Raw genomic sequence first — 26,796 nt, 5'->3', positions numbered from 1 at the left:
CGATCACAGCGCACCGGGCAGCGTGGCCTCCACGTTCCAGCCCAGCCATTCGTAGACACGGTAACGCGCGATGCCCAGGTATTCGTGCAGCGCCACATCGGCTAGGGTGAAGTTGTAGCTCTGCGGCAGCAGCGACCACGAGGCGCGCAACCAGTCCGAACGGACCGGCGTGGTGCGCATGCCGAAGTGCAGGAAATACAGCTCGGCGCGATGCAGATGCGTGGCCGAGGACACCAAGACGATGCGCTGCGGCCGGTACGCGCGCAGCAGCGGCTGGCTGAACTGCGCGTTCTGCCAGGTGGTCATGCTGGCCGGCTCCAGAATCAGGTCGCCGGCCTCCACGCCCAGACCCAGCAACACCCGCCGGTACACCACTGCCTCGCTCAGCCCGAGCCCGCGCGCATCGCCGCCGCTGATCTCGATCTTGCAGTCGTTGCCGGTGGCGGCGCAGGCGCGGTACAGGCGCGCCGCCTCGACGATGCGGCCATAGGCGAACACGTTCGCTTCGGCCGGCGCATCGGTACGGTCGGAGCGCACCGTGCCCGCGCCAAGCAGCACGATGGCGTTCCGCGCGCCCCAGTCAGTGAAATCATTGGCGCCGGTGCGTTGCAGGTCGCGCAGCATCCACGACGGCAGCGGGCCGCAGCCCACGGCCAGCACCAGCAGCAGGCTCAGCGCGCCGAGCAGGCGCGAGAAGCGCCGCATGCCCAGCCGATCGATCAGCCAGGCAAAGCCGAACAGCACACAGACCAGCGACAGCATCATCTTGCGTCTCCGTCAGCCAAGAGCGGGACTTCAGGCGTTTGCGTCGCGCAACGCAGGCGCGTGATGCCTGACAGCGGCGCATGTGTCGCATCATCCCCCGGCCAGCATGCCTCATGCGTGGACTACTGACCGCATCCGCCCAAGCGTCGGACATTGCCGCGCGGGGGGCGGCGCATCGTCGACGATGCAGATGACCGCTGCGCGACAGACCTCAGGTCCAGCCGAACAGTTCGAACCCGCGCAGGATCAGATACGCCACGCCACCGGCAGCCGGAATGGTGAGGATCCAGGCCCAGACGATGCGTTCGATCACGCCCAGCCGCAGCGAGCGCGGATTCTTGGCAAAGCCCACGCCCATGATCGCGGTGGAAATGCTGTGCGTAGTGGACACCGGCATGCCGAAGTGCGCGGCCACGGTGAGTACGGTGGCCGAGCTGGTTTCTGCGGCAAAGCCGTGGATGGGGTGCAACTTGACCATCTTGTGGCCGAGCGTCTTGATGATCTTCCAGCCGCCCGAAGCGGTGCCGGCAGCCATCACCACTGCGCAGGTCAGCACGATCCACATCGGAATGCCGGCACCTGCGGCCAGCCCGGTGCCCGGATGCAGAAACGACAGCCAGCTCGGCAGATCGTCCAGTGCACCGGCCGACTGCGCGCCGATCAGGGTCATCGCGATGATGCCCATGGTCTTTTGCGCATCGTTATGGCCGTGCGCGTAGCCCATGTAGGCCGCCGAGGCGATCTGCGCCTTGCCGAAGAACGCGTTGACCCAGCGCGGACGCGCCAGCCGGCCGATCGGCCCGCCCAGCTTGGCCATGCCGGCGATCAGCGCCCACAGCAGCAACATCACCACGATGCCGAGCAGGAAGCCGGCGATCGGCGAGGTGATCATCGGCACGAACACTTTCCACAACAGGCCCTTGTTCTTGGCCCAGTTGCCGATGTTTTCCGACCAGATCAGCGCATCCCAGTTGTTGTGGGCGGCGGCCAGGCCGGCACCGCACAGCCCACCGATCAAGGCGTGCGAGGACGACGACGGCAGCCCCTTCCACCAGGTGATCAGGTTCCAGATGATGCCGCCCAGCAGCGCGCACAGGATCACCTGCGGGGTGACATCCACCACGTTGGTGTTGAGCAGGCCCGAGGCGATGGTGAGCGCCACGGCGGTGCCGGTGAGCGCGCCGATGAGGTTCATGCCGGCCGCCAGCATCACCGCCCAGCCGGGCGAGAGCACCTTGGTGGCCACCACGGTGGCAATGGAGTTGGCGGTGTCGTGGAAGCCGTTGATGAATTCGAACACCAGCGCCGCCAGGATCACCACCAGAACAAGGGTAAGCACGCGGCGACCTCAGCTGTTCTTCAGCACGATCTGGTACACCACCACACCGGCCTCGCGGCAACGGTCGATGGCCTTTTCCAGGATCTCGAAGAACTCCTTGAGCAGGAACATCTGCAGGGTGTCCAGGCGGCCGGAATAGATGTCGCGGTACAGCTCGAGCATCAGGCGGTCGGCTTCGTTTTCCAGCATGCGCAGCTTGTCGTTGAGCGCGGTCATGCGGTCGATGTTCATGCGCGGCAGGTCGGTGACCATTTCCACCACCACCGCGGCGGCCTGCTCCAGCATCGAGGCACGCGGGGCGAAATCGATGTGTTCCAGGTGCTGGGTGGCCAGCGAATAACGGTCGGCGAACTTCTCGACCTGCTTGGGAATCTTGTACAACGCCGAGCCCAGCGCTTCGATGTCTTCGCGCTCGATCGGGGTCATGAAGCTGTCCACCAGCGCCTGGCCGATCTTGTCGGAGGCAGCGCGTTCGCGCAGGCGGGCCAGCTTGAAAGCGTCCAACGCGGGTTGCCGGTCGGACTCGCGCATCATGGCGTGCAAGGCCTTGGTGCTGTCGTAGGCGGCCTCGGCCGCTTCGTTCAGAAGCGCGTAGAACTGCTTGCCGGAACCGAAGATGGTCTGCAACGAGAACATGGGTGGAGGACTTCCTGCCGTCGAGGGAGAGACGGCACCAAGGGCGAATTATGACCGTTCCATGACCTGTCTGGGTATATCGGTGCTGCGCAGCCCCTTCACATGGGCATTTCCCGGCTCGAACCACCCTGTGATTTGCTAACATGCCACCGCGCCTTCGGGCGCATCCTATGGAAGACGACCCTAGCCCCCCCTGTTGCCGCTCCGCCCTTGAGGCCGCCGGCGACCTGCGTATCACCCCGCCCTCCCCTTCACTGACCGGGGAATGCGCCCGTGGTTGAGTTCCTGATCGTCATTGCTTTGATTCTGTTGAACGGCTTCTTCGCCATGTCGGAGATGTCGCTGATGACGTCTCGCAAGAGCCGCCTGAAGCAGATGGCAGGCTCGAGCAAGCGCGCCGCGCGGGCGCTGGCCCTGGCCGAGAGCCCGGAAAACTTCCTGTCCACGGTCCAGATCGGCATCACCCTGATCGGCATCCTGACCGGCGTATTCGGCGGCGAGGCGATCGGCATCGCCATCGGCACCTGGCTGCAGGGCATCGTGCCGGCGCTGGACCCGTACGCGCCGGTGATCGGCAAGACCCTGGCGGTGGCGCTGATCACCTTCCTGACGCTGATCTTCGGCGAGCTGGTGCCCAAGCGCCTGGCCCTGCGCAATTCCGAAGACATTGCCGGCGTGGTGGCCGTGCCGATGGCCTGGCTGGCGAAGATCGCCGCGCCCGGCGTGTGGGTGCTGGCGCGCTCCACCCGGCTGGTGCTGCGCATGTTGGGCATGGGCAAGGACGAATCGGCGTCTGTCAGCGAAGAAGAGATCCGCATGCTGGTGGCCGAAAGCCACGAAGCCGGCGTGATCGATGCGCACGAGCGCGACATGATGAACCGGGTGATGCGCCTGGGCGACCGCACCGCCGACAGCCTGATGACGCCACGCAACCGCATCGCCTGGCTGGATGCCAACGCCGAACCCGAACGCAATCTGCATGTGATGCGCGAACACGAGTTCTCGCGCTACCCGGTGTACCGCGGCAGCGACCAGGACATTGCCGGCGTGCTGGAAGTCAAATCGCTGGTGACGCGCATGGATGGCCACGGCGCGCACTTGTTCCAGAACCTGCGCGACACCTTGTTCGTCTCCGAATCCACGCATGCGATGAAGCTGCTGGAAATCTTCCGCGAAGAACAGCAGTCGATGGCGCTGGTGGTAGACGAATACGGCGAGATCCGCGGGCTGGTCACCATCAGCGACCTGATGGGCGCCGTGGTCGGCCGCCTGCAGGCGGTGGAAAACACCGACGACGATGCCCTGGTGGTCACGCGCGCAGACGGCTCGCTGCTGATCGATGGCTCGCTGCCGGTGGAAGAACTGCGCGAAGTGCTGGGCGCCGAGCTGCCGGAAGCCGATGAGGGCGATTACCACACGCTCGCGGGCCTGTGCATCTACTACTTCGGCCGCATTCCGCAGGCCGGCGAATTCTTCGACTGGGCCGGCTGGCGCATCGAGATCGTCGACCTGGACGGTGCGCGCGTGGACAAACTGCTGTTGCGCCGCGTTGGCGACGAGGACAGCGATGACATCGTCGGGTGATGCCGCGCCGCCGCCCGATGCGGCGGAAGACAGCGAGCAGATGCGCTACCGCAACGAAGGCATCCGCAGCCTGCTGGCTGCCTTCAGCGACGGCGAACCGCAGCAGGTGTTGCGCGTGCGCGAGATCCTGGCCGACCTGCAGCAGAGCGCGTTCGGCGTGTTTCTGTTCCTGGCGATCCTGCCCTCTTTTATCCCGATTCCGGGCGTAGCCGGGGGCATCAGCGGCCCGCTGACGGTGCTCATTGGCGTGCAGATGATGTGCTGCCTGCGCAAGCCCTGGGTGCCGCGCTTCATTGGCGAACGCGGGCCGCGCCGCAGTACCGGCCAACGCTTCATGACGCGGCTGGCGCCGACACTGCGACGCCTGGACCGGCTGCTCAAGCCGCGCCTGCACGGTTTAGTCGATCGCCGTCCAGCGCAGGTATTCACCGGATTGCTGCTGGTGCTGGTCGGCATTCTGCTGACCCTGCCGATCCCATTTACCAACTACATCTTCGGGCTGATCCTGCTGCTGTTCGCGCTGGCATTGCTCGAACGCGATGGCGCCTTGCTGCTGGTTGGCTGGGGCGCGGCGTTGCTGTCGGTGGCCGCCTTTGGCGTGACCTCCGACCAATTGGTGGACCTGATCCGTGGCTGGTGGCCTGCCGCCTGGCGCTGAGCGCAGACGGCAGGCACGTGCATCGCCCGGTTTACTTGAGGTCCACGACGCGGTTGTCCGACAGGCTGCCCGGATCGTCGGTCACTGCAGTCATCACGAAGTACAGCGCCTTGCCGAGCAGCCCGCCGGGGCCGTCCCAATACTCGGCCGATTCGGCGCGCACGTGGATCAGGCGCAGGTTCGGGTCGTCCTTTCCGCCGGGGAAGAACACCTTCATTGCAGGCGACCACAGTTGCTCGATCTTGGCGCGGTCATCGATCACCCGCGCAGTGCCGGCCACCGAGACGTAGCTGTTCTTCGATGCCGAGGCATAGGCGACATTGACGCGCGGGTCGGCGGCGATTTCGGCCACCTTCGGGCTGTCGGCGGCGGTGGCGAACCACAGGTCGCCATCGAACTCCACTTCCTGCGTGCCGAGCGGCCGACTGACCAGCCGGCCGTCGGCCGACACGGTGGTGAACATTGCCACGTTCACCCCGCGGATCAATTCCGCCAATTGCTTGATGCTCTCGCCGCGTTCCTGGATCTGCATGCAGTCACTCCCAATAGATGTGGCTGCATCTGAGCGGATCGGCGCGCAAAGCAACGTGAATCACGCGGTGGTCACGTCCAGCTCGCGGCAGGCCGCCGCAGCGATCTCGAACGAGCGCAGACGCGCGGCGTGTTCGTAGATATTGGCGGTGAACAACAGCTCGTCCGGTGCGTGCCGTTCGATGAAGGCGGCAACGCCCTGGGCCACCTGATCTGCATCGCCGAGCACGGTGCAGGCCAATGCACGCTCCACGCCGGCTTTTTCATGCGGCTGCCAGAACGTTTCGATGTCGTCCACCGGCGGCGGAATCTTGCCTGGCCGGCCACGACGCAGGTTGACGAAGCTCTGCTGCTGGGTAGTGAACAACTTGCGTGCCTGCGCGTGCGTTTCGGCGGCCACCACATTCAGCGCCAGCATCACGTACGGCTTGGACAGCTGCGCGGAGGGCCGGAACTCGCGGCGGTAAATTGCCACTGCTTCATCCATTGCATCGGGTGCGAAGTGCGAGGCGAAGGCAAACGACAGCCCCATCGCCGCGGCCAGCCGCGCACTGAACAGGCTGGAGCCGAGCAGCCACACCGGCACGTCCAGGCCCGCACCGGGCACGGCCTGCACCAACTGGCCTGGCACGGCCGGCGCGAAATAGCGCAGCAGTTCGGCCACGTCCTGCGGGAATTGGTCGGCACTGTCGAAGTACCGGCGCAGGGCGCGGGCAGTGGGCTGGTCGGTGCCGGGCGCGCGGCCCAGGCCCAGGTCGATCCGCTGCGGATACAGCGAGGCCAGCGTGCCGAACTGCTCGGCCACCTGCAGCGGGGCGTGGTTGGGCAGCATGATGCCGCCGGCGCCCACGCGGATGGTCTTGGTGCCGCCGGCGACATGGCCAATCAAGACCGCCGTGGCGGCGCTGGCGATGCCCGGCATGTTGTGGTGCTCGGCAAGCCAGTAGCGCTGGTAGCCCCAGCGTTCGGCGTGCTGCGCGAGATCGAGCATGTTGGCGAAGGCGTGGGTGGTGTCGCTGCCTTCGCAGACCGGTGCCAGGTCCAGCACGGAAATGGGCGTCATTGGATGACTCCGGGAAGAATGATGGGACAGAGATGGGGCTGCGCTGCGCACATTGCCAGCGATACAAGGGCTGGCTGGGGGATTACAGCGTCCCAGCAGGTGAACACCGGTGGGCGCGTCTGTGGCTTTCGGGCAGACGGCAGCGAAGCGTCTGGTGTCGCGGGAATGGTCGGGCTTGCTTGAGCGGATTGATGGCCAGCGAACGGCAGCCGCAAGGCATACGTGCGCATGTGGGGCACGGCATAGCGCGTGCATTTCGCAGTGGTGAAATCACGCAAAGCCGCGCTGCAGCCCTCCGCCAGCGGGCATGTCAGGCGAGCACACACCCCCTTGCGAACACGCAGCGCAGGTGGCGAAGCCGCACTGCGCACTGCCGCAGCTGGCCTGGCTATGCTCAGGCGCCCTGCCCCTTGGCGCCTGCAATGACGTCTTCTTCCACCTCCGCTGCCGCGACGGCGAGCAGTGCGCAGATCGCCGCGCGCATCGACCGCCTGCCCGCCAGCGCCACGCTGTGGCGGCTGGTCGGGCTGCTGGCGCTGGGCGGTTTCTTCGAGTTGTACGACCTGTTCCAGACCGCCTACATCAGCCCGGGGCTCATTCGCGACGGCATCTTTGCCAGCGGCAACGACGGCGCCTTCGGCATGTCCGATCAAGCCGCGTTTGCCGCGGCGACCTTTCTTGGCCTGTTCGTCGGGGCCGCCCTGCTCAGCCCCTTTGCCGATCGCTTCGGCCGCCGCCTGGTGTTTACCGTGGCGTTGGTCTGGTACACCGCCGCCACGGTGGCCATGGGCCTGCAAAGCACTGCCACCGCAGTGATCGTGCTGCGCTTTGTGGTGGGGATCGGGCTGGGCATCGAACTGGTGACTATCGATACCTACCTGTCCGAACTAGTACCGCGTCACATGCGCGGAGCCGCGTTTGCATTCGCGTTTTTCCTGCAGTTCCTGGCGGTGCCCAGCGTGGCGCTGACCGCCTGGCTGCTGGTGCCGCACGCGCCGCTGGGTGTCAGCGGCTGGCGCTGGGTGGTGTTGCTGAGCGGTGTGTTTGCGCTGGCGATCTGGTGGCTGCGCAGCCGGCTGCCGGAGTCCGCACGCTGGCTGGCGGCGCAAGGGCGGCATGCCGAGGCCGAGGCGGTGATGGCGCAGCTCGAGGCCTCTTGCAGCCGCGATCTTGGCCACGCATTGCCGCCGCCGGAACCGGTGCAACGGGTTGCCGCACCCGACAACCGCTTGTCGGCATTGTGGCGGCCGCCCTACCGCGGGCGTATCGGCATGCTGGTGGTGTTCCAGATCTTCCAGGCGATCGGCTTCTTCGGTTTCGGCAACTGGCTGCCTGCGCTCATCAACGCGCAAGGCGCCGGGGTGACCAAGAGCCTGGCGTATGCGTTTGCGATTTCGCTCGCTTACCCGTTGGCGCCGCTGTTGCTGCTGCGTGTTGCGCATCGCTGGGAAAACAAATGGCAGATCAGTGCATCGGCGCTGGGCGCAGTGGTATTTGGCGTGCTGTTCGCGCTACAGCACGCGCCGCTGGGCATGATTGCCTGCGGGGCGATGATTGCCTTCTGCAATGCGTGGATGAGCTTTGCCTACCACGGCTACCAGGCCGAACTGTTCCCCACGGCACTGCGCGCACGTGCGGTGGGCTTTTGCTATTCCTTCAGCCGGTTGTCTACGGCCGGCAGCAGCGTGTTGATCGGCTGGCTGCTGGCGCAGACCGGCAGCCACGGCGTGCTGGCCTCCATCGTGATCAGCATGACGATCGTGGCCAGCGTGATTGCTGCGTTCGGCCCACGCACGCGCAATCGTGCGCTGGAAGAGATCGCCGCGTGAAGCCGTGCGGAGTCGCACGCGTGTCGTGCGTTGATGGTTGATGCAGGCCGCTGCGCTACGGCACGGCGTCAGCGGGGGTAGTTGCCGCAGCACCCAGGGGCACTGTGTGGTCGGCGATGCTGGCCAGGCTGGTGCGATGCGAGACCACCACCAACGCGGTCTGCGGTAACCGCTGGCGCAACATGCACAGCACCTGTTGCTCGGACTGCGCATCCAGTGCGCTGGTCGCTTCGTCCAGCAAGGCCAGCGCTGGGGCGCGCAACAACACTTGTGCCAGCAACAGCCGTTGCAGTTCACCGCCGGAGAGCCGGCCATCACTGCCATTGATCGGCGCATCCAGTCCGAGCGGATCGCGTTGCAGCCGCGCACCCAGGCCGACATCGGCAAGCGCCGCCCACATGTATGCCTCCGACGCGCCGGGCAGCGCCCACTCCAGGCAATCGCGCACGCATCGCTGCCATGGCCGTACGCCCTGCCCCACATACGCACTGTGGCGGATCAGTGCGCGGTACTCGGAAAACCCGAGCATGCGGCCCGCCATGCGTGCCTGCAGGTGCAACGGCGCGGTCTGGCCCGACAACACATCCATCAGGCTGCTCTTGCCGATGCCCGATGGCCCCACCACCAGGGTGATCTGACCGGGCACCAGCGCCAAGCTGGGAATCTGCAGCGCGGACAGTGGCTGCAGCAGCGTGACGCGATCGATCTGCACCGGCGCCGGCAATGTCGAAGCATCCGCGCGTGTCGATTCACTGCGCGAGGCGGCAAGCGCCACGTAGCGGCGCCACAGTTGCAAGGCCGGCCACGCCGAACGCAACTGCTGCACGCTTTGCCGGGTAGAGACCAGATACGGCAGCAAGCGGCCCAGCAACAGGCTGACGGTGATCAACGCGGCGCGATCGGCGCCCTGCCACAGGTTGGCCACCACCAGAATGCCGGCGATGGCGGCCACTGCGGTGAGCTCCAGCAGCAGGCGGCTGTTGGCCACCAATGCCTGCTGCTGCGCGTAGCCCTGCCCCAGACGATCGGAAATGCGTGTGTAGTGACCGGTTTCGACATCCTCGCGCTGGAACGAGCGCACGTGGCGCAGCCGCCGCGGGAAGTCCTCGCTGAGCCAGAACAGCCGAGTCATGTCGGCCACGTAGTCGCGACTGATGCGGGCCTGCTGCGCACTGCCCGAAGCCCGCAGCCCGCACCAGGCCAGCACCAGCAACACCGGCGCGGCGGCAGCCAGACCCGGCACGATCAACAGCGCCAGACACACACTCACCACTGCGGTGATGCCGGCCACCAGCAACTGCAGCACCGCACTGAACCCCTGCGTGGCGATCTCGATGTTGTAGGTCAGCACGTTGGCGATTTCCGCTGAGCTGGCATCGGCCAAGGCCGGCAATGGCGCCTCGAGCAAGGAGGCATGCACGCGCTGGCGCAGGCCGATCGCATAGCGGCTGGTCAAGCGGGCCGCCAACCGCGCGCTCTGCCAGCGCAACACGGCAAACAGCAGGCTTACCAGGACGAACAGGCTCGCCTGCAATGGCAGGCCGCCGGGCAGGGCCAGTACCTGCCCGGCCACGCGCAGGCCCTGGCCGGGCTGCACCAGCGGCACCAGGCACACGGCCACCGCGCTGCCCGCCAAGGCGGCGGCGAGCGACAACAGCACGTAGAGCGCAATGCGGCTGCGATCGGCACGCACCAGCGTGGCGGCAAAGCTGCGCACCACCACGCGGACCGATGCACGCGATGTGGCGGCGTCCATTTCAGCGCTCGTCATGGGCTCACGTCGTGCGCCATGCGCTCACGCGCCCGGCAGTGAGGATGCGGCGCGGTGCAGCAGTTGCAGCAGCGCATCCACTGCGGCATCCGGATGCGCGCCGCGTTGCATGCGGTACACGCCACGCTGCTGCACCTGCGCGATGAAATGCGACCAGCCGGGCTGGCCGGCCGCATATGGCTGATCCGCCGCCAGGCACGCAGCGATCTCCTCGTGCGCCATCGGCGTCAGCAGGTGGGCCGGATCGGTGGCCGGCATATCGCTCAGCAACACCACCGCTGCCAACGGCAGCGGGGCCGGCGCGAGCACCGCGCGGCTATCGCGCAGATCGACCTCGAACTTTTCCACCCCGCTGCGCCGCCGGATGGTGGGCGCCGCACTGATCCAGGCGCGGGTGGATGCATCCAGCAGGCCCAGCGATGCGGGCCGCAGATGCAGGAAGTTGGCCACGCCGGTTGCAACCAGATGGTGCGGCTCCACAAAGACACCGTCTTCGGCCACGAACTGTAGCCCACGCAACAGACTGTGCAAGGCCAGGGTCGACTTGCCGGCGCCACTGGCCCCGAGCAACAGCGCACCACGTCCCTGCCAGCCAACGCAGGCGCCGTGCAGCGGCACCAGCGACATGCCACGCGCTGCCAGCAGGAATACTGCGAATTCGATCAACTCGTAGCGCAGGTGATAGGCATGCATCAGCATGTCGTCCGACACCACCACCATGGCGCGCCGCTCGGCCACCGACACCATCAGGTAGTTGCACTCGTCCATCACCCCGCACAGCAGACCGGCAGCGGCATGCGTGCGAACCGGCGGCGGCTCGGCCACCGGCAGGCGCGACGCACGCGCCACCACATCCAGGGTGATATGGAACTGCGGCGCGCCAGCGAAGCGATGCGCAGGCAGCCCGGCATACGCGGCCTCGACCAGCGCAAGCAGCGCCGGGCTGTCGCTTTCGAAATGGAACAAGGCGCCGAGCACCTGTTTGCGCACGCCATGCCGGCGTGGCCGTTGCTCGTCAAACGGATCCAGCGGGGCCGGCATTGCAGCGTGCGCGCGCTCCGCCCGCAACGCGCTGATTGGCGCCAATTCCGCCACTGCGGCCGACTGCGGCATGCCGTTTCATCCGTGCACAAGTTCAGCCGGTGTGTGCGGCTCGGCCGCTGAAAGGTTGCGTGCATTGCCAGCCGCGCGCATGAACGGCGCGCAGCGCACGGCTCGTGCATCGGCACAACCAAAGTGGCTTGCATGCGCACCTACTGCCGAGCCGAATGCCGGTGTCTTGCGCGCGCCGCTGCTGCGCCCACCTGGCGACAGAACGAGAACCTTGCGCAGATGCTAAAGATCCAGGTCAGCCATTCGTACTTCCTGCGTTACGACCCCAAACAATGGGAACGCGGCAAGCCCTATCCGCCGCTGGCCACGTTGCAGGTGGCCGCCTTGCTGCGCGAACACGGCCATCGTTTGAGCCTGTTCGATGCCATGCTTGCCGACGACGCGCAGAACTACCCCGGCGCGCTGCAGGCAGCGCAGCCGGACCTGGTGGTGTTCTACGAAGACAACTTCAACTTCCTCACCAAGATGTGCCTGAGCCGCATGCGCGAGGCGGCCTGCACGATGATTGCCGCCGCGCGCGCACAGGGCTGCCGCGTGCTGGTGGCCGGTTCCGATGCCTCCGACAACCCGGACGTATTTCTGGCCGCAGGTGCCGATGCAGTGTTGATCGGCGAAGGTATCGCGCCGTTGCTGGAACTGGTGGCGCGGTTGGACGCGAACCCGCAGTGCGCGCCCGACACCTGGCTGGACGGCGTGGCACGCATCGCCACCGCACATCCGGCCGCCGCTCGCGAACATGTGGGCGCGCAGCCGCCGGATGCGCGGCTGAGCGGCTTGCCCGCTTGGGACCTGGTGGACATCCCGCGTTATCGCACCTTCTGGCAACAACGCCACGGCTATTTCAGCCTCAACATGGCCGCCTCGCGCGGCTGCCCGTTCCGCTGCAACTGGTGCGCCAAGCCGATCTGGGGCAACCACTACAAGCGCCGCAGCGCCGAAGACGTGGCCGCAGAGATGATCCACCTCAAGCGCACATTTGGGCCCGATCACATCTGGATGGCCGATGACATCTTCGGTTTCCATATCGACTGGGTGGAAACCTTCGCCGAGCAGCTCAGCGATGCCGATGGTGCGATCCCCTTCATGATCCAGACGCGCGCCGATCTTGCCAGCGACCGCATGGCCACCGCCCTGGCACGTGCCGGTTGCGCCGAGGCGTGGTTGGGCGCGGAAAGCGGGAGCCAGCGCATCCTCGACAAGATGACCAAGGGCACACAGGTGGCCGATGTCATCGCCGCACGCCGCCGCCTGGGTGCGCGCGGGATCCGCGTGGGCTTTTTCATCCAGTTGGGTTATCTGGGCGAAGAACTCGCCGACATCCTGGCCACCCGCGCCTTGGTGCGCGAGGCCGCACCGGATCTCATCGGTGTCAGCGTGTCGTATCCGCTGCCCGGCACCAAGTTCTACGAGGAAGTGAAAAACCAGCTGGGTGGCAAGACGCATTGGCAGGACAGCGACGACCTGGCAATGATGTTCCGCGGCGCCTACGACTCGGAGTTCTACCGCAGCGTGCGCAATCTGTTGCACACCGAAGTGGACCTGCAGCAGGCGCGCACCGCGATGGGCGATGTGGCGTATGCGCAGGCGTGGCAAGCGCTGGAGCAGCGCTGGGACAGCTTGATCTCCTCCGAGCACGCGCATCGCACCGAACCGTTGATGGCGGCGGCGCGACCAGTGCGCCAGCTGGCCAGCGTGCTGGTCGGCTGAAACACGCCACGGCCCTGCACCACCGTTGTTGTCTCTTTTCCGGATTGCCCCGAATGCAGCCTTCGCTTCGCACGATCAAACATGGCCTGCGCACGGCCACCGAACAGCTCGCCCGGGAGCTTGCGCAGCCCAGCGAGGCGCCGCCACGCTGGGATCGCCTGCAATGGCAGCTGGCAGCCGCCGCAGCAGCCGCACATGGCGTTTCGCCGCTGCTGCAACGCCAATCGCTGTGGCAGACAGCCGAATGGACACGCTTCCTCGATGAGCAGCGTGCGCATGTGGCGCATCGCCATCGCCGTATCGCCCTGCTCTTGACCCAGATCGATGCCGCCGCAAGAAGTGCCGGCATTGCAGTGACTGGACTCAAGGGCACTGCCCTGCATCGGCTGGGCGTGTATCTGCCCGGCGACCGGCCCATGGCCGACATCGATCTATTGGTAGAGGCAGAGGACGCGCCACGTGCGGCCGAGTTGCTGTGTGCGCTGGGCTATGTGGCCTCGTTCGACCAGTGGAAGCACCAGGTGTTCAAGCCGGTGCACGGCGAGGCCGTGGCCGGGCTGGGCGAGCACCGCGATGCACCGATCAGCATCGAGCTGCACACGCGCATCCAGGAACGCTTGCCGGTGGCGTGCGTGGACATCACCGCGCGTGTACTGCCGGAGCGTCCGCAGCCGGGCCTGAACGCTTATCCGTCGATCGGCGCATTGATGTGCCATTTGCTGCTGCACGCCGCCGGCGGTATCTGCCACCGCAGCATCCGCCTGATGCACCTGCACGATCTGGCACTGCTGGTCACACGCATGGGCCCGCGCGATTGGGAGGTGCTGTGGGAAGACAGCGCTGCGCCGCCGTGGTGGGCGTTGCCGCCGCTGCTGTTGCTGCAGCGCTACTACGGCGACGTGGTGCCGGCCGCGGTGCTCGCACGCCTGCGTGCGCAGTGTACGCCGCTGTTGCGGATGCGCGCCGCGCGCCTGACTTTGACGACCGCGTCCTGCTCCAACCTGTGGCTGCCGGCGTTGCCCGGCATCGAATGGTCACGTTCGCTGGGCGAGGCACGCCAGTACCTGCGCCAGCGCATCGCGCCGTCGGCAGAGAGCCGCAAGGAGCGCGCCGACATGCTGCGCACGCAGCTGTGGCTGCAAGACCAGCCATGGGTGCGCCAGTCACAGACGCGGCGGCTGATGACGCGCCTCACCCGGCCGGTGCCACGCACCGACATGCTGTACGTGGTGCGCGCGGCGCTGGATGGGTATCTGCAGCCGGCCTGAGGCCAACCTGCAGTTGATCAGCGCAACGGTCGCTCCGCGCAGAGTTCGCGGTACAGTGTTTCGAACAGCCGGGTGGTCAGCCCGGCATCTTCGCGGGTGGCGCGGCATTGCGCGGCCCAGGCAAGCCGCAGGCGCAGTTCGTCATCGGCCAGCACCTGGCGGATCGCTTCGGCCAGGCCGGCCCAATCGCCCGGCGGTACCGCCAGTGCGGCGCTCGGCGCCCACTCGGCCAGATGACCGACCGCCGTACCCACCGTGGGCACGCCCACCAGCGCGGCTTCCAGTAACACCATCGGCCCGGCTTCGTGCAGCGAGGACATCAGCAGCAGATCGGCGGACTGCATGATCGGGCGCAATTCGCGCTGCGTCTTGAAGCCCACAAAGCGCACCTGCGCGCTGAGATCCAGCTGTTCGGCCAATGCGTGGATCCTGCCGTCGAGCGTGTCGACACCGACGATGTCCACCACGAACGCCACACCGGCACGCTTGAGGGCAGCCAGGGCGCGCAGCAAGGTGGTCTGATCCTTGACCGGGTTGAGGCTGGCCACGTGCAGCAGCCGCGCCACACCGCCGCTGCGTGCCCGCGGCGGCGCCGGTGGCCACGCGCGCAGGTCCACGCCCAGCGGCACACGCTGCGCCGTCACGCCCAGCGCATGCAACGAAGCAATGATGGGCAGGCTGGCTGCAGTGACACGGTCTGCCAGGCGCAGGATCACCGCCTCGCGCAGGCGCCCGCGCCAACGCCGGCGGCCGCCGTAGCCGATGCCGTGCAGCGCCACCAGCTCGCCGCCGGCGATATGCACCACGCTGGGCCGCCGCAGCAGCTTGGCCGCCACCACCGCAATCAGGCTGCAATAGCCGGAAAACAGGGCCTGCACCACGTCGAATGGCGCGCGCCGATGCTCCTCGCGGATCGCGGCGATTGCACGCAGGCGGGTGCGGTGTTGGCCGATGTTGTGCACGGTGGCGCCGCGCAGCATCCAGGTGGCCGGCTCCGGCTCCTGGTGCAGCACGAACACATGCACCTCGTGGTGGCGTGCAAGCCAGTCGATCAAGGTCAGAAACACCGGAATCACGCGCACTTCGCCGCTGCGGTCCACGCCACCGGGCACCACTACCGCCAGTTTCATTGCCGTTGCCCCGCTGCCGTGCGCAGCACCTGTGTGTAGGCGTCGCGCCATTGCCGGCCCACTGCGGCAAACGACAACCGCGCATCGAAAGACGCACGCACCTGCGCCCTTCCGGGGCGCTGGCGTGCGTGCGCCACCAGAAGATCGGACAGGCGCGCGGCATCGCCCACCGGAAACAGCGCGCCCATGGCCGCGTTGTCGCTGAGCGCACGGAAGGCGGGAATGTCGCTCAGCAGCGGCAGCGTTCCGCAGGCATAGGCTTCCAGCGCGGCATAGCCGCAACTCTCCGCATGGCTGGCAGAGACGAACACATCCGCCGCCCGTTGCAGCTGCTGAATCTGCGCATGCGTGACCTTGCCCAGCAAGTGCACGCGTGATGCAAGCCGTGGGTCGTCGTGGATGCGCTGGCGCACTTCCTCCAGCAGCGGCGTCTCATGGAAGGCGCACCACAGCCGCAGGCCAGGCAGACGCGCTGCCGCCATAGCCACGGCATCCAGCACGCACAGCGGGTCCTTGCCCTCGCTCAAATGGCCAACCCACAACACGCATGGGTCGCCGGCCAGGCCGGTGACCGCGCGCGCCTGGATGCGGTCGCCCGGCGTGAAGCGGCTACTCGATTCGGGGATCGCAAACAGCTGCGTGCGCGGTCCAAACAGCCTGGCACGGACGAAGGGCTGCGCCAGCGCCAGCGAGGTGAACGCGATGCCGGCCGCCGCTGCGTAGCGCGCGCGCCACACCGGCCTGCGCCACCAGCGCGGCGGCCGATTGGCATGGTCCTGCAGCAGGATCGGCACCTGCGGCAACAACCGTGCGAGGCGCCGTGCATCGCCGGCAAATTCCAGCCCGTGCACATGGATCACCGCAACGTCGAGCTGCTGCAACAGATCAGCCAGCCGCCGCGCACGTACGGCGCTGCCGCGCTTGCCAGGGTCGAGAAAGTGATACGCCACGCCCTGCCGCGTCAGCTGCTCGGTGTGCGCAGCCACCTGCACTACCGTCACCTGGGTGCCGGTGCTGGCGACTGCTTCGGCAATGTCGGCCAGCGATGGCCACTGCGCGAATACCTGCGCAGCGTCCCAGCCGCTTGGCGCGGGCAGCAGATTGAGATGGGCCACGTGCACGTCAGTCCCCGGAGTGCAGGGGACGTGCGGCGCGCGCGATGTGGGCGCGACTGCCCGCGTTCTGCGCGACCCGTTGCACGGCGCGGCGCCAAACTGCCGCCTGCACATCGCTCACCATGCCGCTCACGCGAGCCGTCGCAGGCGTAGCACCAGCGCCACCGGCACTTGCAGCGCGGCGATGTCGAAGCGCGCGCCAGGCGGGATGTCGGCAGGATCGAGCATCGGCTCGGCCACCGCCTCGATCGCCAGATCCAGCGCCGCGCATGCCGAATGCCAATGGCTGTAGAGATGTTGGGTATGGCGGATGGCGTAGTGCTGGCCATCGGCCTTGAAGTCGCGTCGCCAGCCCAGCGCATGGCCGATCGGATGCACGTCGCTGCACAGCACGCTGCCACCGATGCGGGTAACGCGCCGCAGTTGCTCCAGCGCCGTCCACAGCCGTGGCAGATGCCCGACCACCAGGCCGCACACGGTGATGTCGGCCATGGCATCGGCCACCGGCAACTGTTCCAGGCTGCCCTGCTGCAGGGAGAAGCACGTGGTGGGCCAGCGTTGCGCCAGTTCGTGCGCAGCGCGTTGCAGCATTTCCGGCGAGAGGTCTACGCCAGTGACCTGCGCAGCGCCGCGTTGCAGCGCCTGCAGCATGTAGCGCCCGCTACCACATCCGGCATCGAGCACATGCTGGCTGCGCAGGTCGGTGGGCAACAGCGCCAGCATGGCGCGCTGCTCGGCGAGCATCACCGGGTTATGCGCGTGTGGCGGATACGCCTGCGCCCACAACGCATACGCCGCGGCCGGCTCCAGGGTGGGCACGCTGCTCATTGCACTGCTCATTGCACTGCTCATTGCGCGGCTCCAAGTACCACGCGCGTTGCGGCATGCGTGTGCGGCGACAGCAGCTGCACGCCGGGTTCAAGTGCCAGCACCTGTGGATCGGCCAACGCGGCGTCCAGCAATTTGGGGCAACCATCCAGCAACACCGGCACGGTTGCGATGCCGGCTGCGTCGAACCACTGGGCGAAATCGGGGTCGGCAATCCGCGGTTTGCCATCGCGGATCACCGCGCGCAGCTGGCTGCGGCTGCAACCCACCACACTCGCCGCAGGCTCACCGCCGCGGTCGCGCACGATCACCAGGTCGGCCACCGCGCCCGGTGCCAGGCTGCCGCGCGCGGGCAGGCGCAGGATGCGCGCGGCTTGATGCGTGGCCAGGCCCAGCAGCAGGTCCGGGGCCAACCCGCTGTCGGTGGCCAGGCGCAGATCGTCGAGCAGGTCGCGCCCGCCGCTGACGCGCGCGTCGCTGCCAAGCGCCAGCCGCCCGACCATGCACAGGCGCCAGGGGTCCAGGGTCTGGCCGAGCAGCGCCAGATTGCTCGACGGGCACCACACCACGGCCGCACCGCAGGCGATGATGCGGTCGATATCTTGCTCGCCCAGTCCCACGCCATGGATCAACACGCTGTTGCCGGCCAGGCAACCGAGACGGTCCAAGGCGTCCAGCTCCGCGCGTGCAACCGCGTCGGTGCCTTCGGCCAGATGGATCATCCAGGGCTGCTCTGCCGGGGTCGCGGCGAAACTCTCCTGCACCGGAGGACCATAAGCTGGCCCGCCCAACGCATAGCTCCAGCCAAATGCACGCAGGACTGCCACCGGGAAATCCGCCGCATCCAGTGCGGCGTGCCAGGGATCGTGCTGGGCCACGCAGGTAACCCCGGCGAGCAGATTCTTCAGCCCGCCCTGGCGCAGGCGTACGTCCTTGGGCACCTGCAGCGCAGCGGCCACGTCGCGACGCTGGAAATGCGCCTGAAAGGCGTCGATCCACGCATAGCTGTTGGCGAATGGCGTGCTCTGCGGCAGCGGCGGCACGGCGTTGATCTGCAGATGCTCATGCGCGTTGATCAGGCCCGGCGCCAGCACATGCCCCTGCAGATCCAGCCGCAGCGTGCCGGTGCCCAGCGTGCCACCGAAGTGGCCGGCACGCAGGGTCACCGGCGCACGCGATGGCCCGGCCAGGGTGATCGCGCGCGCGCCGTGCAGGCACACATCGGCCATGGCCATCGCGGTCTCCACTCAGCGCTTGCGCATCACGATCAGGAAGTGATCGCCCATGTCGCGCAGCAACGGCCAGCCGCCCATGCGATCGTCCAACTGCCCCAGGCGCGCGGACAGGCGCGGATGGCGCTCATAGAAATCCACCAAATACGGCGGCGGCAGGAACAGGCTCAGTGCCTGGTAACGATCGAGCACGAAGTGCTGGCTGAAGGCGCGGTAGAACTCGCGCGGCAGGTGATACCAGGTCCAGATGGTGTGGCCGTTCATGCCCACCGCGGTCGCACCCTGCGCCGCACGCACCGCCGCGCGCTTGAAGCGGCCGCGCAATGCGTAGTGGCCGACTTCCCACGGGCAGATCCGCCCGATCACCGAAAACACCAGGCAGCCATCCGGGCGTAGCAGGCGTGCGCACTCGGCAGCGACGGCCGGCAGGTCCGGCGCGCAGTTGAGCGGGCCGAAGTTGGAATACATGCCATCGAACTCGCCTTGCAGCCGCTCCAGCTGCTGGATGCCGACATGCGCGGCAGTGAGGCGCTCCTCAAGGCCCTGTCGGGCAGCACGCTCACGGGTGCGCGCCACCATTGCCGGCGACCAGTCGGTGGCCAGCACGCTGTAACCACGGCTGGCGAACTCGCCTGCATCCAGCCCGGTGCCGCAACCCAGGTCCACCAGCCGCGAACCGACCGGCAGTTCGGTCGCCACGGTGTCCCATAGCGTGGTGCGCATGCGCTGGATCAGCGCGTTGTTGCCGCGCGGCCCATCGTAGTCGGCGGCCACGCTGTCGAAGGCACGCTGGGTTTCCAGCAACTGCGACGCGTCCACACCGCGGCCACGCCGCGCCAGTGGCTCATTGGTTGCCGACATGCGCGCGCTCTCCCACCGGTCCTGCTGTTGTCACGATACTCTCCAGACGCGGCGCCGCACTCGCGGCATCGCTTGATTGAACCGTGAGTGCCGGCTGCCGCCACTTTGGTTGCGGCACTGCGTGGGTGCGGACGATCTGGGCGGAACGCGTGCGCGGGGCAGCGCTCACACCGTCGCGTGCGGTTCCTGGCCACGCGCACGGCGGCGCACGGCATTTCGCAACACCGCGGCCAGTACGCCAAGCGCACCGCCACCGAGAATGCCGGCAGCCCAGGCCATGATCGCGTTAGGAAACGCCTGGTGGTCCGGTACATACAGCGGCCACGCCAGCGAGGTCTGGTAGGTGTAGCGCTCGGTGAGCCGTGCGACCAGATCGTCACGCTCGGTCTTCAAGGCGCGGATGGTGGTGTTGCTGTCGGTGAGCAGGACGCCGGCCAGCACCTGCGCAGGCGTGGCCTGGCCATTGGCTTGCGGGCTGCCCAGCTGCTGCCGCAGCTGCGCGCGGCTGGCCGTCGCCACGCGCAGGTCTTCGTCCAGGCCGCGCAGGCGCGTCTTCGCGAGCGCCAACGCCGCGGTGTTGGTCTGGCCATGCAATGCCTGCAGCTGCGCCACGGTGGCCATTGCGAGCGTGCGCGCCTGTGTTGCGGATTCGGCACGGATGGTGATGCCGATCAGGTTGGCGTACGGGTCCGGATCGGGTTTGAGACTGCCGCGATACAGCTGCGCGGCACGGCTCTTCAGTGGCACGCCGGCCTGTGTCAGCACCGCGTCCTGGAACAGCCGCGTCTTCATCCGGTCGATCACCCGCTGGAACGGCTCCACCTTGGGATCGCGGCCGGCCGGGGTCGGCCCAATCTCGCCAACCTGGATCCAGGCCGTGGCCTCCCACTGCGGCTTGGCCACGCGGGTAAAGGCGAACGTGATTGCCAGCACCACCAGCAGCGCGGCGAGCGCCCAGCGCCACTCGCGCAGCAGGATGCGCCACAGGTCGATCAGGTAGATCTCGTCTTCATCTTTCATCAGGCTTGGCTCGGCAATCGAAAACAAATGGGGGTGGCTACGCGGAGGCAACCGGCAGGGCGCGGCGGTTCGGCAACAACAGCGTGCAGGCGTGCAAGCCCAGGCACAGGCCGATGAAGGCGAAGTTGGTCCAGGTGAATGCCTGCGGGGCGAACGGCGACATCAGGCAGGCGTAGGCGATCCGCAAAAAAATCAACACGTGGAAGATCGACAGCGACGCGTTGAGGCGGCGCACGCTCCACAGCAAGGCGGCATACAGCGCCAGCAGTGCGATCACCGCGCCGGGTGCGCCCCAGGCCATCAGGAACGGGAAAAACTCGGTGCCCACGTTGATGTTGGGCGCATCCAGCGGAATGCTGGTGCCGGCGGTGGCGATGGAACCGCTCAGCGGCACCAGCTGGTTGATCAGAAAACTGGCATTGACGTAGCCCTTGGCCAGGATCGCGCCGAAGTTGTACGGGCCCGCGCTGATGTACAGCAGCAGCCATTGCACGCCTTGCGGCATGGCGCGGTAGAACGCGCTGAAGGGCAGCGCCACGGTGGCCAGCGAACCCGAACGCAGCGCGCCGAGCACCGAGAACACCGCGCCACCTGCCATCACCAGCAAGGCAATGCGCTTCCAGGGCAGCTGCCGCGCGGGGTCGCGGCGCAGCAACAGCACCACCACGAACGAGAACAGCCCGGCAAAGATGCGGTTGCGGTCAATCACCACGATCGGAAATACGAATCCCACCAGCACCATCGCGGTGCGCAACCCGCGGTGGCGCACGCACAGCAGCGCAACCGGCGGCAGGATCCAGCACATGTTGGAGATGTGCCGCACATGTGAGCGCAGCGGACTCAAGGTGGCATACGAAGACGGATCACTGAACAGCGGAATCGGAAACAACGCCACGTCCAGCAGGCAGAACACCGCCACCCCGGCGGCCAGCGCCATCACCAGGAACGACTCGCGCGTGCCGGCATACCGCTGCACGCGGAACTGCTGCACGCTTGGCAAGCGGGTGCCCAGCACGCCATCCAGCACCAGGACGACCAAGGCGGCGACCACCAACAGTGCGATCCCGTCCAGATACCCGTCCGGCAATGTGTAGGTCAGTAGCGTCAGCGCACAGCTGAGCAACAGCGGCAGGGCCAGATACGTGGCCGGGCGGCGCAACAGCCTCATGCAACACCCCGCTGTGGGCGCAGGCGGCCACTGCGCATCTGCGCAGGCAGCGACAACCACGCATAACGCAACAGGTGGCCCAGCGTTCTGATCGGCTGCCGCCGCAGGAAGGCGACCTTCGCGGCAATATAGTGGGCCTGGGCGCGTAGCAAGCCTTGTTCGGGCGCGTCGAACAGCTCCACGCAGCGCAGCGCCACCTCACGTGACTCGCTCAGGTTGGCAATACGCGCACGCACATCGGCAGTCTTGCTGAGATTGCTGCCGTGCAAGCGGTAGGCACACACCGGCAGGTCGACGAATCCCAATGCATCGCGTGCTGCCAGGCGCAGGAAAAAATCCCAGTCTTCGATCCGCAGCGATTCATCCCAGCCGGTGCGCGCATCGAAGGCACTGCGTCGCAGCAGCGCCACCGCGCCACTCACCGCCCAATGCCGGATCACCGCGCGGCGCAGGCCGGCGTCCGACCCATAGAGGGCGGTATCCACCCCATGCAGGTCGCGCATGGCGCTGGCATGCAGCAGCTGCCCATGCTGGTCCACCACCCGCGCATCGCCGATCACCGCCAGTTTTTGCGGATGCGCGCGCAGATAGCGCACTTGCGCATCCAGACCACCTGGCAGCAGATAATCGTCGCTGGCGCCCAGCCGCAGATACTCCCCGCGCGCGCGCAATGCCAGTTCGTTGAGCGTGGCCGCCACGCCGCGGTTGCTGCGCTGCACGAACTGCACCGGCACGCGATAGCCGTGCAGCGCGATCCATGCGGCGATCCGCTCGCCGGTGTCATCACTGGAGCCATCATCGATGATGACGATCTCCTTGGACGGGTACGGGTCCTCCAGCACGCTGTCCAGGCAGCGCTGCACGAAACGCGCATGGTTGAACGCGGGAATCAGCACCGACACCAGCGGCCAGCGCGCACGTCCGCTCGGGCGTTCCAGCACGCTCATGCCGTCGCCCTCAGATAGCGGCGCACCACCACGATGTTGAACAGCAGATACAGCACGTAGTTGACGACGAACGCATACATGGCGCCGATCAGGCCGAACTGCGCAGTGAACAGGTACACCAGCCCCAGATAGCTGGCGGCAAACACGCATTCGGACACCACGAACAGCCGCGTCATCGCCTTGGCCAGCATCACGTAGGAGAGCACGAACGCGGCGATCTTGATCACATCGCCGAGCAGCTGCGGGCCATACAGCGGAGCGGCCGCGGCGAAGCGGGCGTCGAACAACAGCCAGGTCACCCAGTCACGCAACAGGTAGACGCCCGCCGCCATGGCCACCACCGCGGGCATCACGTAACGATAGGCGCTACGCAGCTCGCGGCGCAGTGCCTGGCGGTCCTGCAGCGAGGCCAGCTTGGGCAGGTAATAGACGTTGATCGCGGTGGTAAAGAACAGCAAGTAGGCATCGGAGACCCGGCTCACCGCCTGCCAGTAGCCCACCTGCTGCCAGCCAAATTGCAGCGCCAGATGATCGCGCACCAGCATGCCCACCAGCTGCGGCGCCAGCGTGGCGGTGAGAGTCATCACCGAAAACGCCGCAAGCTGGCGGGTCATCTGCGCATCCAGCCGCATGCGCAGCATCTCGCGCTGAAAATACGGGCTGCGCAGCAATGCCGGCACCGCGGCGATCAACCACAGCACCTGGCCCAGCACCAACGCCAGCAAGGCGCCTTGCAACTGCCACCCGCTGCCCAGCCAGGCGACCAGGCAAACGCTTAGCACCGCCCCGCTAACCTGCACGATGGCCAGCCGGCGCACGTCCATGAAGCCGTTGATGATCGCCAGGATGTAATTGACCAGCGCGATGCCGATCTGCGCCACCGCCAGCACACAGATCAGCCAACGCGCCTGCGCATTGCCCAACAACCGTTCGGCAAGCACGTCGCTGAAGACCAGCGCCAGCACCGCCATCACGCACGCCGCACCACAGGCGTAGCCGAGCGCGGCGCTCAATAACCGTTGCAGTGCGAGTGCGTCGCTGCGGTACTGCGCCACGTACTTGACGATCCCGGCGCTGATGCCACCACCGGCCAGCACCGCCAGCACGGACATCAGGGCCAGGAACTGCCCCAGCCGGCCAACTCCCTGCGGGCCGGCAAACACCGCCACCAACTTGATCACCACCAGCGCCGCCAGCAGCTTGGCCAGCGTTGCAACGCCGGTGTAAGCGCTGCTGCGCAGCAGATTCACGGTGCGCTACCGAACACTTGGCAGGCGGTGATGACGCGGCTGACGGCCGCATCGTCCAGCGCCGGGCTCATCGGCAGGCTCAGCACTTCGCGATGCAGCTGCTCGCTGATCGGCAGGCAGGTATCGCCCAGCGTTGCATAGGCCGGCTGCAGGTGTGGCGGCACCGGGTAATGGATCTGGGTCTGGATGCCGAGGTGCTGCAGATGGCTTTGCAAGGCATCGCGGCGCGGGCTACGCACCACGAACAGATGCCAGACGTGCTGCTCGGCATGCGCCACCGGGGGCAACGTGATCCAGGGGTGATCGATCTCGCGCAGGTAACGCTGGGCCACTGCGCGGCGCTGTCCGATCTCCTCATCCAGATAGCCCAGTTTGACGCGCAAAAATGCGGCCTGCAGCTCATCCAGGCGCGAATTGACCCCCTGGAACAGATGCTGGTATTTCACCTCCGAGCCATAGTTGCGCAGCGCGCGCACGCGCTCGGCCAGGCGCGGGTCGGAGGTCACCACCGCACCTCCGTCGCCCAGCGCACCGAGGTTCTTGGTAGGAAAAAAACTGAACGCCGCCGCATCGCCAAACGCGCCGGCACGCACACCGTCGCGGCTTGCGCCGTGCGCTTGCGCGGCATCTTCGATGAGCAGCAAGCCATAGCGGTGCGCCAACGTCTGCAGTGCCGGCATGTCGGCAAGCTGTCCGTACAGATGCACGGCCAGAATGGCGCGCGTGCGCGGCCCGATGGCGCGCTCCACCTTGCACGGGTCTACGTTGAAGGTCTGCGGATCCGGCTCCACCGGCACCAGCACCAGATGGTTGTGGCTGATGGCCAGGAACGTCGCAATGAACGTATTGGCCGGCACGATCACCTCATCGCCCTCGCGCAACACGCCCAATTCGCGGTAAGCGCGCAGGATCAGCGACAACGCGTCCAGCCCGTTCCCCACCCCCACCGCCTGCTGCACGCCGCAGTAGCTGGCGAACTCCTCTTCGAACGCCGCCAGCTCCTGGCCAAGCACATACCAGCCCGAATCGATCACCCGCGCAGCGGCGGCCTTGAGTTCATCCGCGTAGCGCGCGTTGACGGCACGCAAATCCAGAAACGGCACATCCATCACAGCGTCCACAAATAGAAATCCTGCACCACGGCGCGCGCGCCGAAACGTTCCTTCTGGGTGACCAGCCCGTCGTTGAGCACCTGCCCGCCCTGCTCGGTCGAAATACCAAAACTGAAAGCTTGCCGCTGCGCGTACACCGTGCCGATCAGCTCGCCCAACAGCAGACTCAAGGCATCCAGCTGGCGTCCGCGCTCGGAGGCGGCCAGATACTGGGTGTGGACGGTGCGGCCGAAATCGAATACCAGCGCGGCGGCCAGCAATTCGCCTTCCAGGCGCGCTTCGTGCAGCAAGATCTCTTTCGGAAAGCGCCCCTGTAGCAGTTGCAGCTCGTCCAGCCGATGGGTTGGCGTGGCGTCATGGCGGTGCAACACCTCGCTCAGCAAGGCATGGAAGGCAACCAGATCCGTACTGGTGTGGATTTGGATGCCGGCCCTGCGCGCCTTGGCAATGGCGCGGCGACGTTCGGCACTGAAGGCAAATGGCTCGCGCAGCGCAATCGCCGAGGACAGGTCGCGCCGGCACAGCTGCGCGCCCAGGCGATGCAACGCATACAGGTCTTCTTCGGCCGGAAAGGCATGAAACAGATGCGGCACCGGCTTGTACAACACCTCCTGCACGCCCTGCGCCCGGTAGTGCGCGCCAATCAGGCCGAATACCTCCAGCGTGCCGGTCGCACGCAGCGCACTGGACGAGAGCAAACCGGCGTAGGTCAGCCCGGCATGACTGCTCACCCGCGCGCCCTCCTGGTTGGCCGGCAACACCGCCACGATTGCTCCCTCGCGCTCGATGAGCAGCGACGCGTCGGTAAAGCGCTCGGCGTGATAGTCCATGTAGCCGCGCCGATGCAGCAGGTTGCCGTTGCGCGAGCTGGCCACCAAGTCATCCCAAGCCTGCGCATCATCAGCGTGGTATGGCCTAACCGAAAACATGGCGCCCCTGCAGCTGCGTCGGCAAGGGGGCCTCGGCCAGACCGAAGCCATCGCGCCCCATCGCGTTGCCGTTGTAAAACATCAACACGCGATCGTCCTGCTGGATCAGTGCCGGGTAGCACAGCGTGTGCGCATCCCATCCGTCCTGCGACAAGGCCAGACCCAACTGGCTGTCGTCCCGCGCCCAATGCACACCGTCATGGCTGTAGGCAAAACCAGGCACATAGCCACCATGGATGTCGCCACGGGTGAAATACATCAGATAGCGCTCGCCCAGGCGATACACGCGCGGGCGCCCGATGCGGTATTCGTCGCCGACGGGCGCCAGGCACACCACGTCATCGCGTGGAATCTGCTGCAGATCCTCGGTCTGCGCATAGCGGATGTGGTAGCGCGGAAAGGGCGTACCGCCAATGACTTCCCACGCGTCGCCCACCGCATACCAGAGCCGCCAGACGCCATCTTCGAAGCGCGCCGAATGCACCGCGGCAATCGTGCTGCGCCCTGGCGCGCGATCCAGCAATGGCGTCTCCTGGCGACGCTGGAAGCTGTCGCCACCATCGGTGGACACGGCCAACCCGGTGAAGGCGAGAAACTTTGCCTTGGCCACCTGCTGAAAGCCGACGTAGAACATGTACAGGCCATCGGGCCCGTCCACCACATCGCCCAGAATGATGCCGTTGTCGTCGAAACAGCCGTCGCGGCCGATATCCAGCACCGGCTGCGCACTGACACCGACGACCTGCGTGGGTGCGTCCGCGCGCACATCGACATAACCGATGCGGCTGACGCCCTGCGCATCGCGAAATCCCGCGTACACGCGCAACACCTCTGCCGAACGCCGGTACGGCGTGGGTGTCAGCGCCGCATGTTGCATCCAGCCGCCCACGCCATCGCGCGCGACGTCGAACACCAGGCCCCGTTTTTCCCAGGCGAACAT

General features: G+C 66.8%; 24 protein-coding genes. 5 read left to right on the top strand and 19 right to left on the bottom strand.

What is annotated here, in order from left to right:
* Positions 1-3: 3 nt before the first annotated feature.
* The 3 genes from ACCQ01_RS09060 to ACCQ01_RS09050 all read right to left on the bottom strand — a co-directional run bounded on the left by ACCQ01_RS09060 (position 4) and on the right by ACCQ01_RS09050 (position 2,740).
* The gene (locus ACCQ01_RS09060) at positions 4-765 is read right to left on the bottom strand and encodes a YdcF family protein (RefSeq protein WP_228432464.1); all 762 of its coding nucleotides are present in this window, start codon (positions 763-765) and stop codon (positions 4-6) included.
* A gap of 211 nt (positions 766-976) precedes the next feature.
* Positions 977-2,104, bottom strand: coding sequence for an inorganic phosphate transporter (locus ACCQ01_RS09055; RefSeq protein WP_011036868.1), 1,128 nt, complete (start codon positions 2,102-2,104; stop codon positions 977-979).
* A gap of 9 nt (positions 2,105-2,113) precedes the next feature.
* A complete protein-coding gene (locus tag ACCQ01_RS09050) occupies positions 2,114-2,740 on the bottom strand; it encodes a DUF47 domain-containing protein (protein ID WP_011036867.1) in 627 nt (208 codons plus the stop codon).
* Positions 2,741-3,013: 273 nt separating this feature from the next.
* On the opposite strand from ACCQ01_RS09050, the gene ACCQ01_RS09045 reads away from it, so the two are divergent.
* Together ACCQ01_RS09045 and ACCQ01_RS09040 are read left to right on the top strand one after the other, a co-directional pair.
* A complete protein-coding gene (locus ACCQ01_RS09045) occupies positions 3,014-4,324 on the top strand; it encodes a hemolysin family protein (protein ID WP_014507468.1) in 1,311 nt (436 codons plus the stop codon).
* Positions 4,308-4,982 carry an exopolysaccharide biosynthesis protein gene (locus ACCQ01_RS09040; RefSeq protein ID WP_228432466.1) on the top strand — a complete coding sequence of 225 codons (675 nt, stop codon included), beginning with the start codon at positions 4,308-4,310 and terminating at the stop codon, positions 4,980-4,982. Before ACCQ01_RS09045 ends, ACCQ01_RS09040 begins: the two co-directional genes overlap by 17 nt.
* Before the next feature lie 31 nt (positions 4,983-5,013).
* Here ACCQ01_RS09040 and ACCQ01_RS09035 read toward each other — a convergent pair whose 3' ends face one another.
* Complete coding sequence (locus tag ACCQ01_RS09035) at positions 5,014-5,514, bottom strand: pyridoxamine 5'-phosphate oxidase family protein (protein ID WP_011036864.1); 501 nt, start codon at positions 5,512-5,514, stop codon at positions 5,014-5,016.
* Positions 5,515-5,574: 60 nt separating this feature from the next.
* Positions 5,575-6,576: an LLM class flavin-dependent oxidoreductase gene (locus tag ACCQ01_RS09030; RefSeq protein ID WP_115530203.1), complete on the bottom strand. Its 1,002-nt coding sequence runs from the start codon at positions 6,574-6,576 to the stop codon at positions 5,575-5,577.
* 422 nt (positions 6,577-6,998) lie between these two features.
* Here ACCQ01_RS09030 and ACCQ01_RS09025 point away from each other — a divergent pair, with 422 nt between their 5' ends.
* On the top strand, positions 6,999-8,405 hold the full coding sequence (locus ACCQ01_RS09025) for an MFS transporter (RefSeq protein ID WP_228432468.1): 1,407 nt from the start codon (positions 6,999-7,001) through the stop codon (positions 8,403-8,405).
* Positions 8,406-8,460: 55 nt separating this feature from the next.
* Here the strand turns inward: ACCQ01_RS09025 and ACCQ01_RS09020 are convergent, their stop codons facing one another.
* Positions 8,461-10,161 (bottom strand): ATP-binding cassette domain-containing protein, encoded by a 1,701-nt coding sequence (locus ACCQ01_RS09020; protein ID WP_228432470.1) that lies wholly within the window; start codon positions 10,159-10,161, stop codon positions 8,461-8,463.
* Positions 10,162-10,200: 39 nt separating this feature from the next.
* Positions 10,201-11,289 carry an HPr kinase/phosphatase C-terminal domain-containing protein gene (locus ACCQ01_RS09015; RefSeq protein WP_228432472.1) on the bottom strand — a complete coding sequence of 363 codons (1,089 nt, stop codon included), beginning with the start codon at positions 11,287-11,289 and terminating at the stop codon, positions 10,201-10,203.
* 219 nt (positions 11,290-11,508) lie between these two features.
* Between ACCQ01_RS09015 and ACCQ01_RS09010 the strand changes: the two genes are divergently transcribed.
* Positions 11,509-12,996: a B12-binding domain-containing radical SAM protein gene (locus ACCQ01_RS09010; protein WP_228432474.1), complete on the top strand. Its 1,488-nt coding sequence runs from the start codon at positions 11,509-11,511 to the stop codon at positions 12,994-12,996.
* A 53-nt stretch (positions 12,997-13,049) separates the two neighbouring features.
* Complete coding sequence (locus tag ACCQ01_RS09005; protein WP_228432476.1) at positions 13,050-14,264, top strand: nucleotidyltransferase family protein; 1,215 nt, start codon at positions 13,050-13,052, stop codon at positions 14,262-14,264.
* A 17-nt stretch (positions 14,265-14,281) separates the two neighbouring features.
* Here the strand turns inward: ACCQ01_RS09005 and ACCQ01_RS09000 are convergent, their stop codons facing one another.
* From ACCQ01_RS09000 to ACCQ01_RS08945, 12 genes are all read right to left on the bottom strand, one after another.
* Positions 14,282-15,394: a glycosyltransferase family 4 protein gene (locus tag ACCQ01_RS09000; RefSeq protein WP_228432478.1), complete on the bottom strand. Its 1,113-nt coding sequence runs from the start codon at positions 15,392-15,394 to the stop codon at positions 14,282-14,284.
* On the bottom strand, positions 15,391-16,515 hold the full coding sequence (locus ACCQ01_RS08995) for a glycosyltransferase family 4 protein (RefSeq protein WP_228432480.1): 1,125 nt from the start codon (positions 16,513-16,515) through the stop codon (positions 15,391-15,393). Before ACCQ01_RS08995 ends, ACCQ01_RS09000 begins: the two co-directional genes overlap by 4 nt.
* A gap of 123 nt (positions 16,516-16,638) precedes the next feature.
* Positions 16,639-17,337: a class I SAM-dependent methyltransferase gene (locus ACCQ01_RS08990; protein ID WP_228432482.1), complete on the bottom strand. Its 699-nt coding sequence runs from the start codon at positions 17,335-17,337 to the stop codon at positions 16,639-16,641.
* Positions 17,338-17,357: 20 nt separating this feature from the next.
* Positions 17,358-18,572, bottom strand: a complete 1,215-nt coding sequence (locus ACCQ01_RS08985) for an amidohydrolase family protein (RefSeq protein ID WP_228432484.1) — start codon at positions 18,570-18,572, stop codon at positions 17,358-17,360.
* A gap of 12 nt (positions 18,573-18,584) precedes the next feature.
* Positions 18,585-19,430 (bottom strand): class I SAM-dependent methyltransferase, encoded by an 846-nt coding sequence (locus tag ACCQ01_RS08980; RefSeq protein ID WP_228432486.1) that lies wholly within the window; start codon positions 19,428-19,430, stop codon positions 18,585-18,587.
* Between the two features lie 165 nt (positions 19,431-19,595).
* Positions 19,596-20,450 carry a Wzz/FepE/Etk N-terminal domain-containing protein gene (locus ACCQ01_RS08975; protein ID WP_228432488.1) on the bottom strand — a complete coding sequence of 285 codons (855 nt, stop codon included), beginning with the start codon at positions 20,448-20,450 and terminating at the stop codon, positions 19,596-19,598.
* Positions 20,451-20,487: 37 nt separating this feature from the next.
* Entirely contained in the window at positions 20,488-21,618 is a 1,131-nt protein-coding gene (locus tag ACCQ01_RS08970; protein WP_228432490.1) for a hypothetical protein, read from the bottom strand.
* Complete coding sequence (locus ACCQ01_RS08965; protein ID WP_115530194.1) at positions 21,615-22,565, bottom strand: glycosyltransferase; 951 nt, start codon at positions 22,563-22,565, stop codon at positions 21,615-21,617. Before ACCQ01_RS08965 ends, ACCQ01_RS08970 begins: the two co-directional genes overlap by 4 nt.
* Positions 22,562-23,815, bottom strand: coding sequence for an O-antigen translocase (locus ACCQ01_RS08960; RefSeq protein ID WP_228432492.1), 1,254 nt, complete (start codon positions 23,813-23,815; stop codon positions 22,562-22,564). Before ACCQ01_RS08960 ends, ACCQ01_RS08965 begins: the two co-directional genes overlap by 4 nt.
* Positions 23,812-24,924 (bottom strand): DegT/DnrJ/EryC1/StrS family aminotransferase, encoded by a 1,113-nt coding sequence (locus ACCQ01_RS08955; protein WP_228432550.1) that lies wholly within the window; start codon positions 24,922-24,924, stop codon positions 23,812-23,814. The genes ACCQ01_RS08960 and ACCQ01_RS08955 overlap by 4 nt, the downstream gene beginning before the upstream one ends.
* On the bottom strand, positions 24,924-25,856 hold the full coding sequence (locus ACCQ01_RS08950; RefSeq protein ID WP_228432494.1) for a GNAT family N-acetyltransferase: 933 nt from the start codon (positions 25,854-25,856) through the stop codon (positions 24,924-24,926). Before ACCQ01_RS08950 ends, ACCQ01_RS08955 begins: the two co-directional genes overlap by 1 nt.
* A complete protein-coding gene (locus ACCQ01_RS08945; protein ID WP_119959825.1) occupies positions 25,843-26,796 on the bottom strand; it encodes a glycoside hydrolase family protein in 954 nt (317 codons plus the stop codon). Before ACCQ01_RS08945 ends, ACCQ01_RS08950 begins: the two co-directional genes overlap by 14 nt.

Source organism: Xanthomonas sp. NCPPB 4037, assembly GCF_041475695.2.
GTDB lineage: Bacteria > Pseudomonadota > Gammaproteobacteria > Xanthomonadales > Xanthomonadaceae > Xanthomonas > Xanthomonas campestris.
Note: the sequence above shows the minus strand (reverse complement) of the source record. Positions and strands in the feature narration are given on the sequence as shown.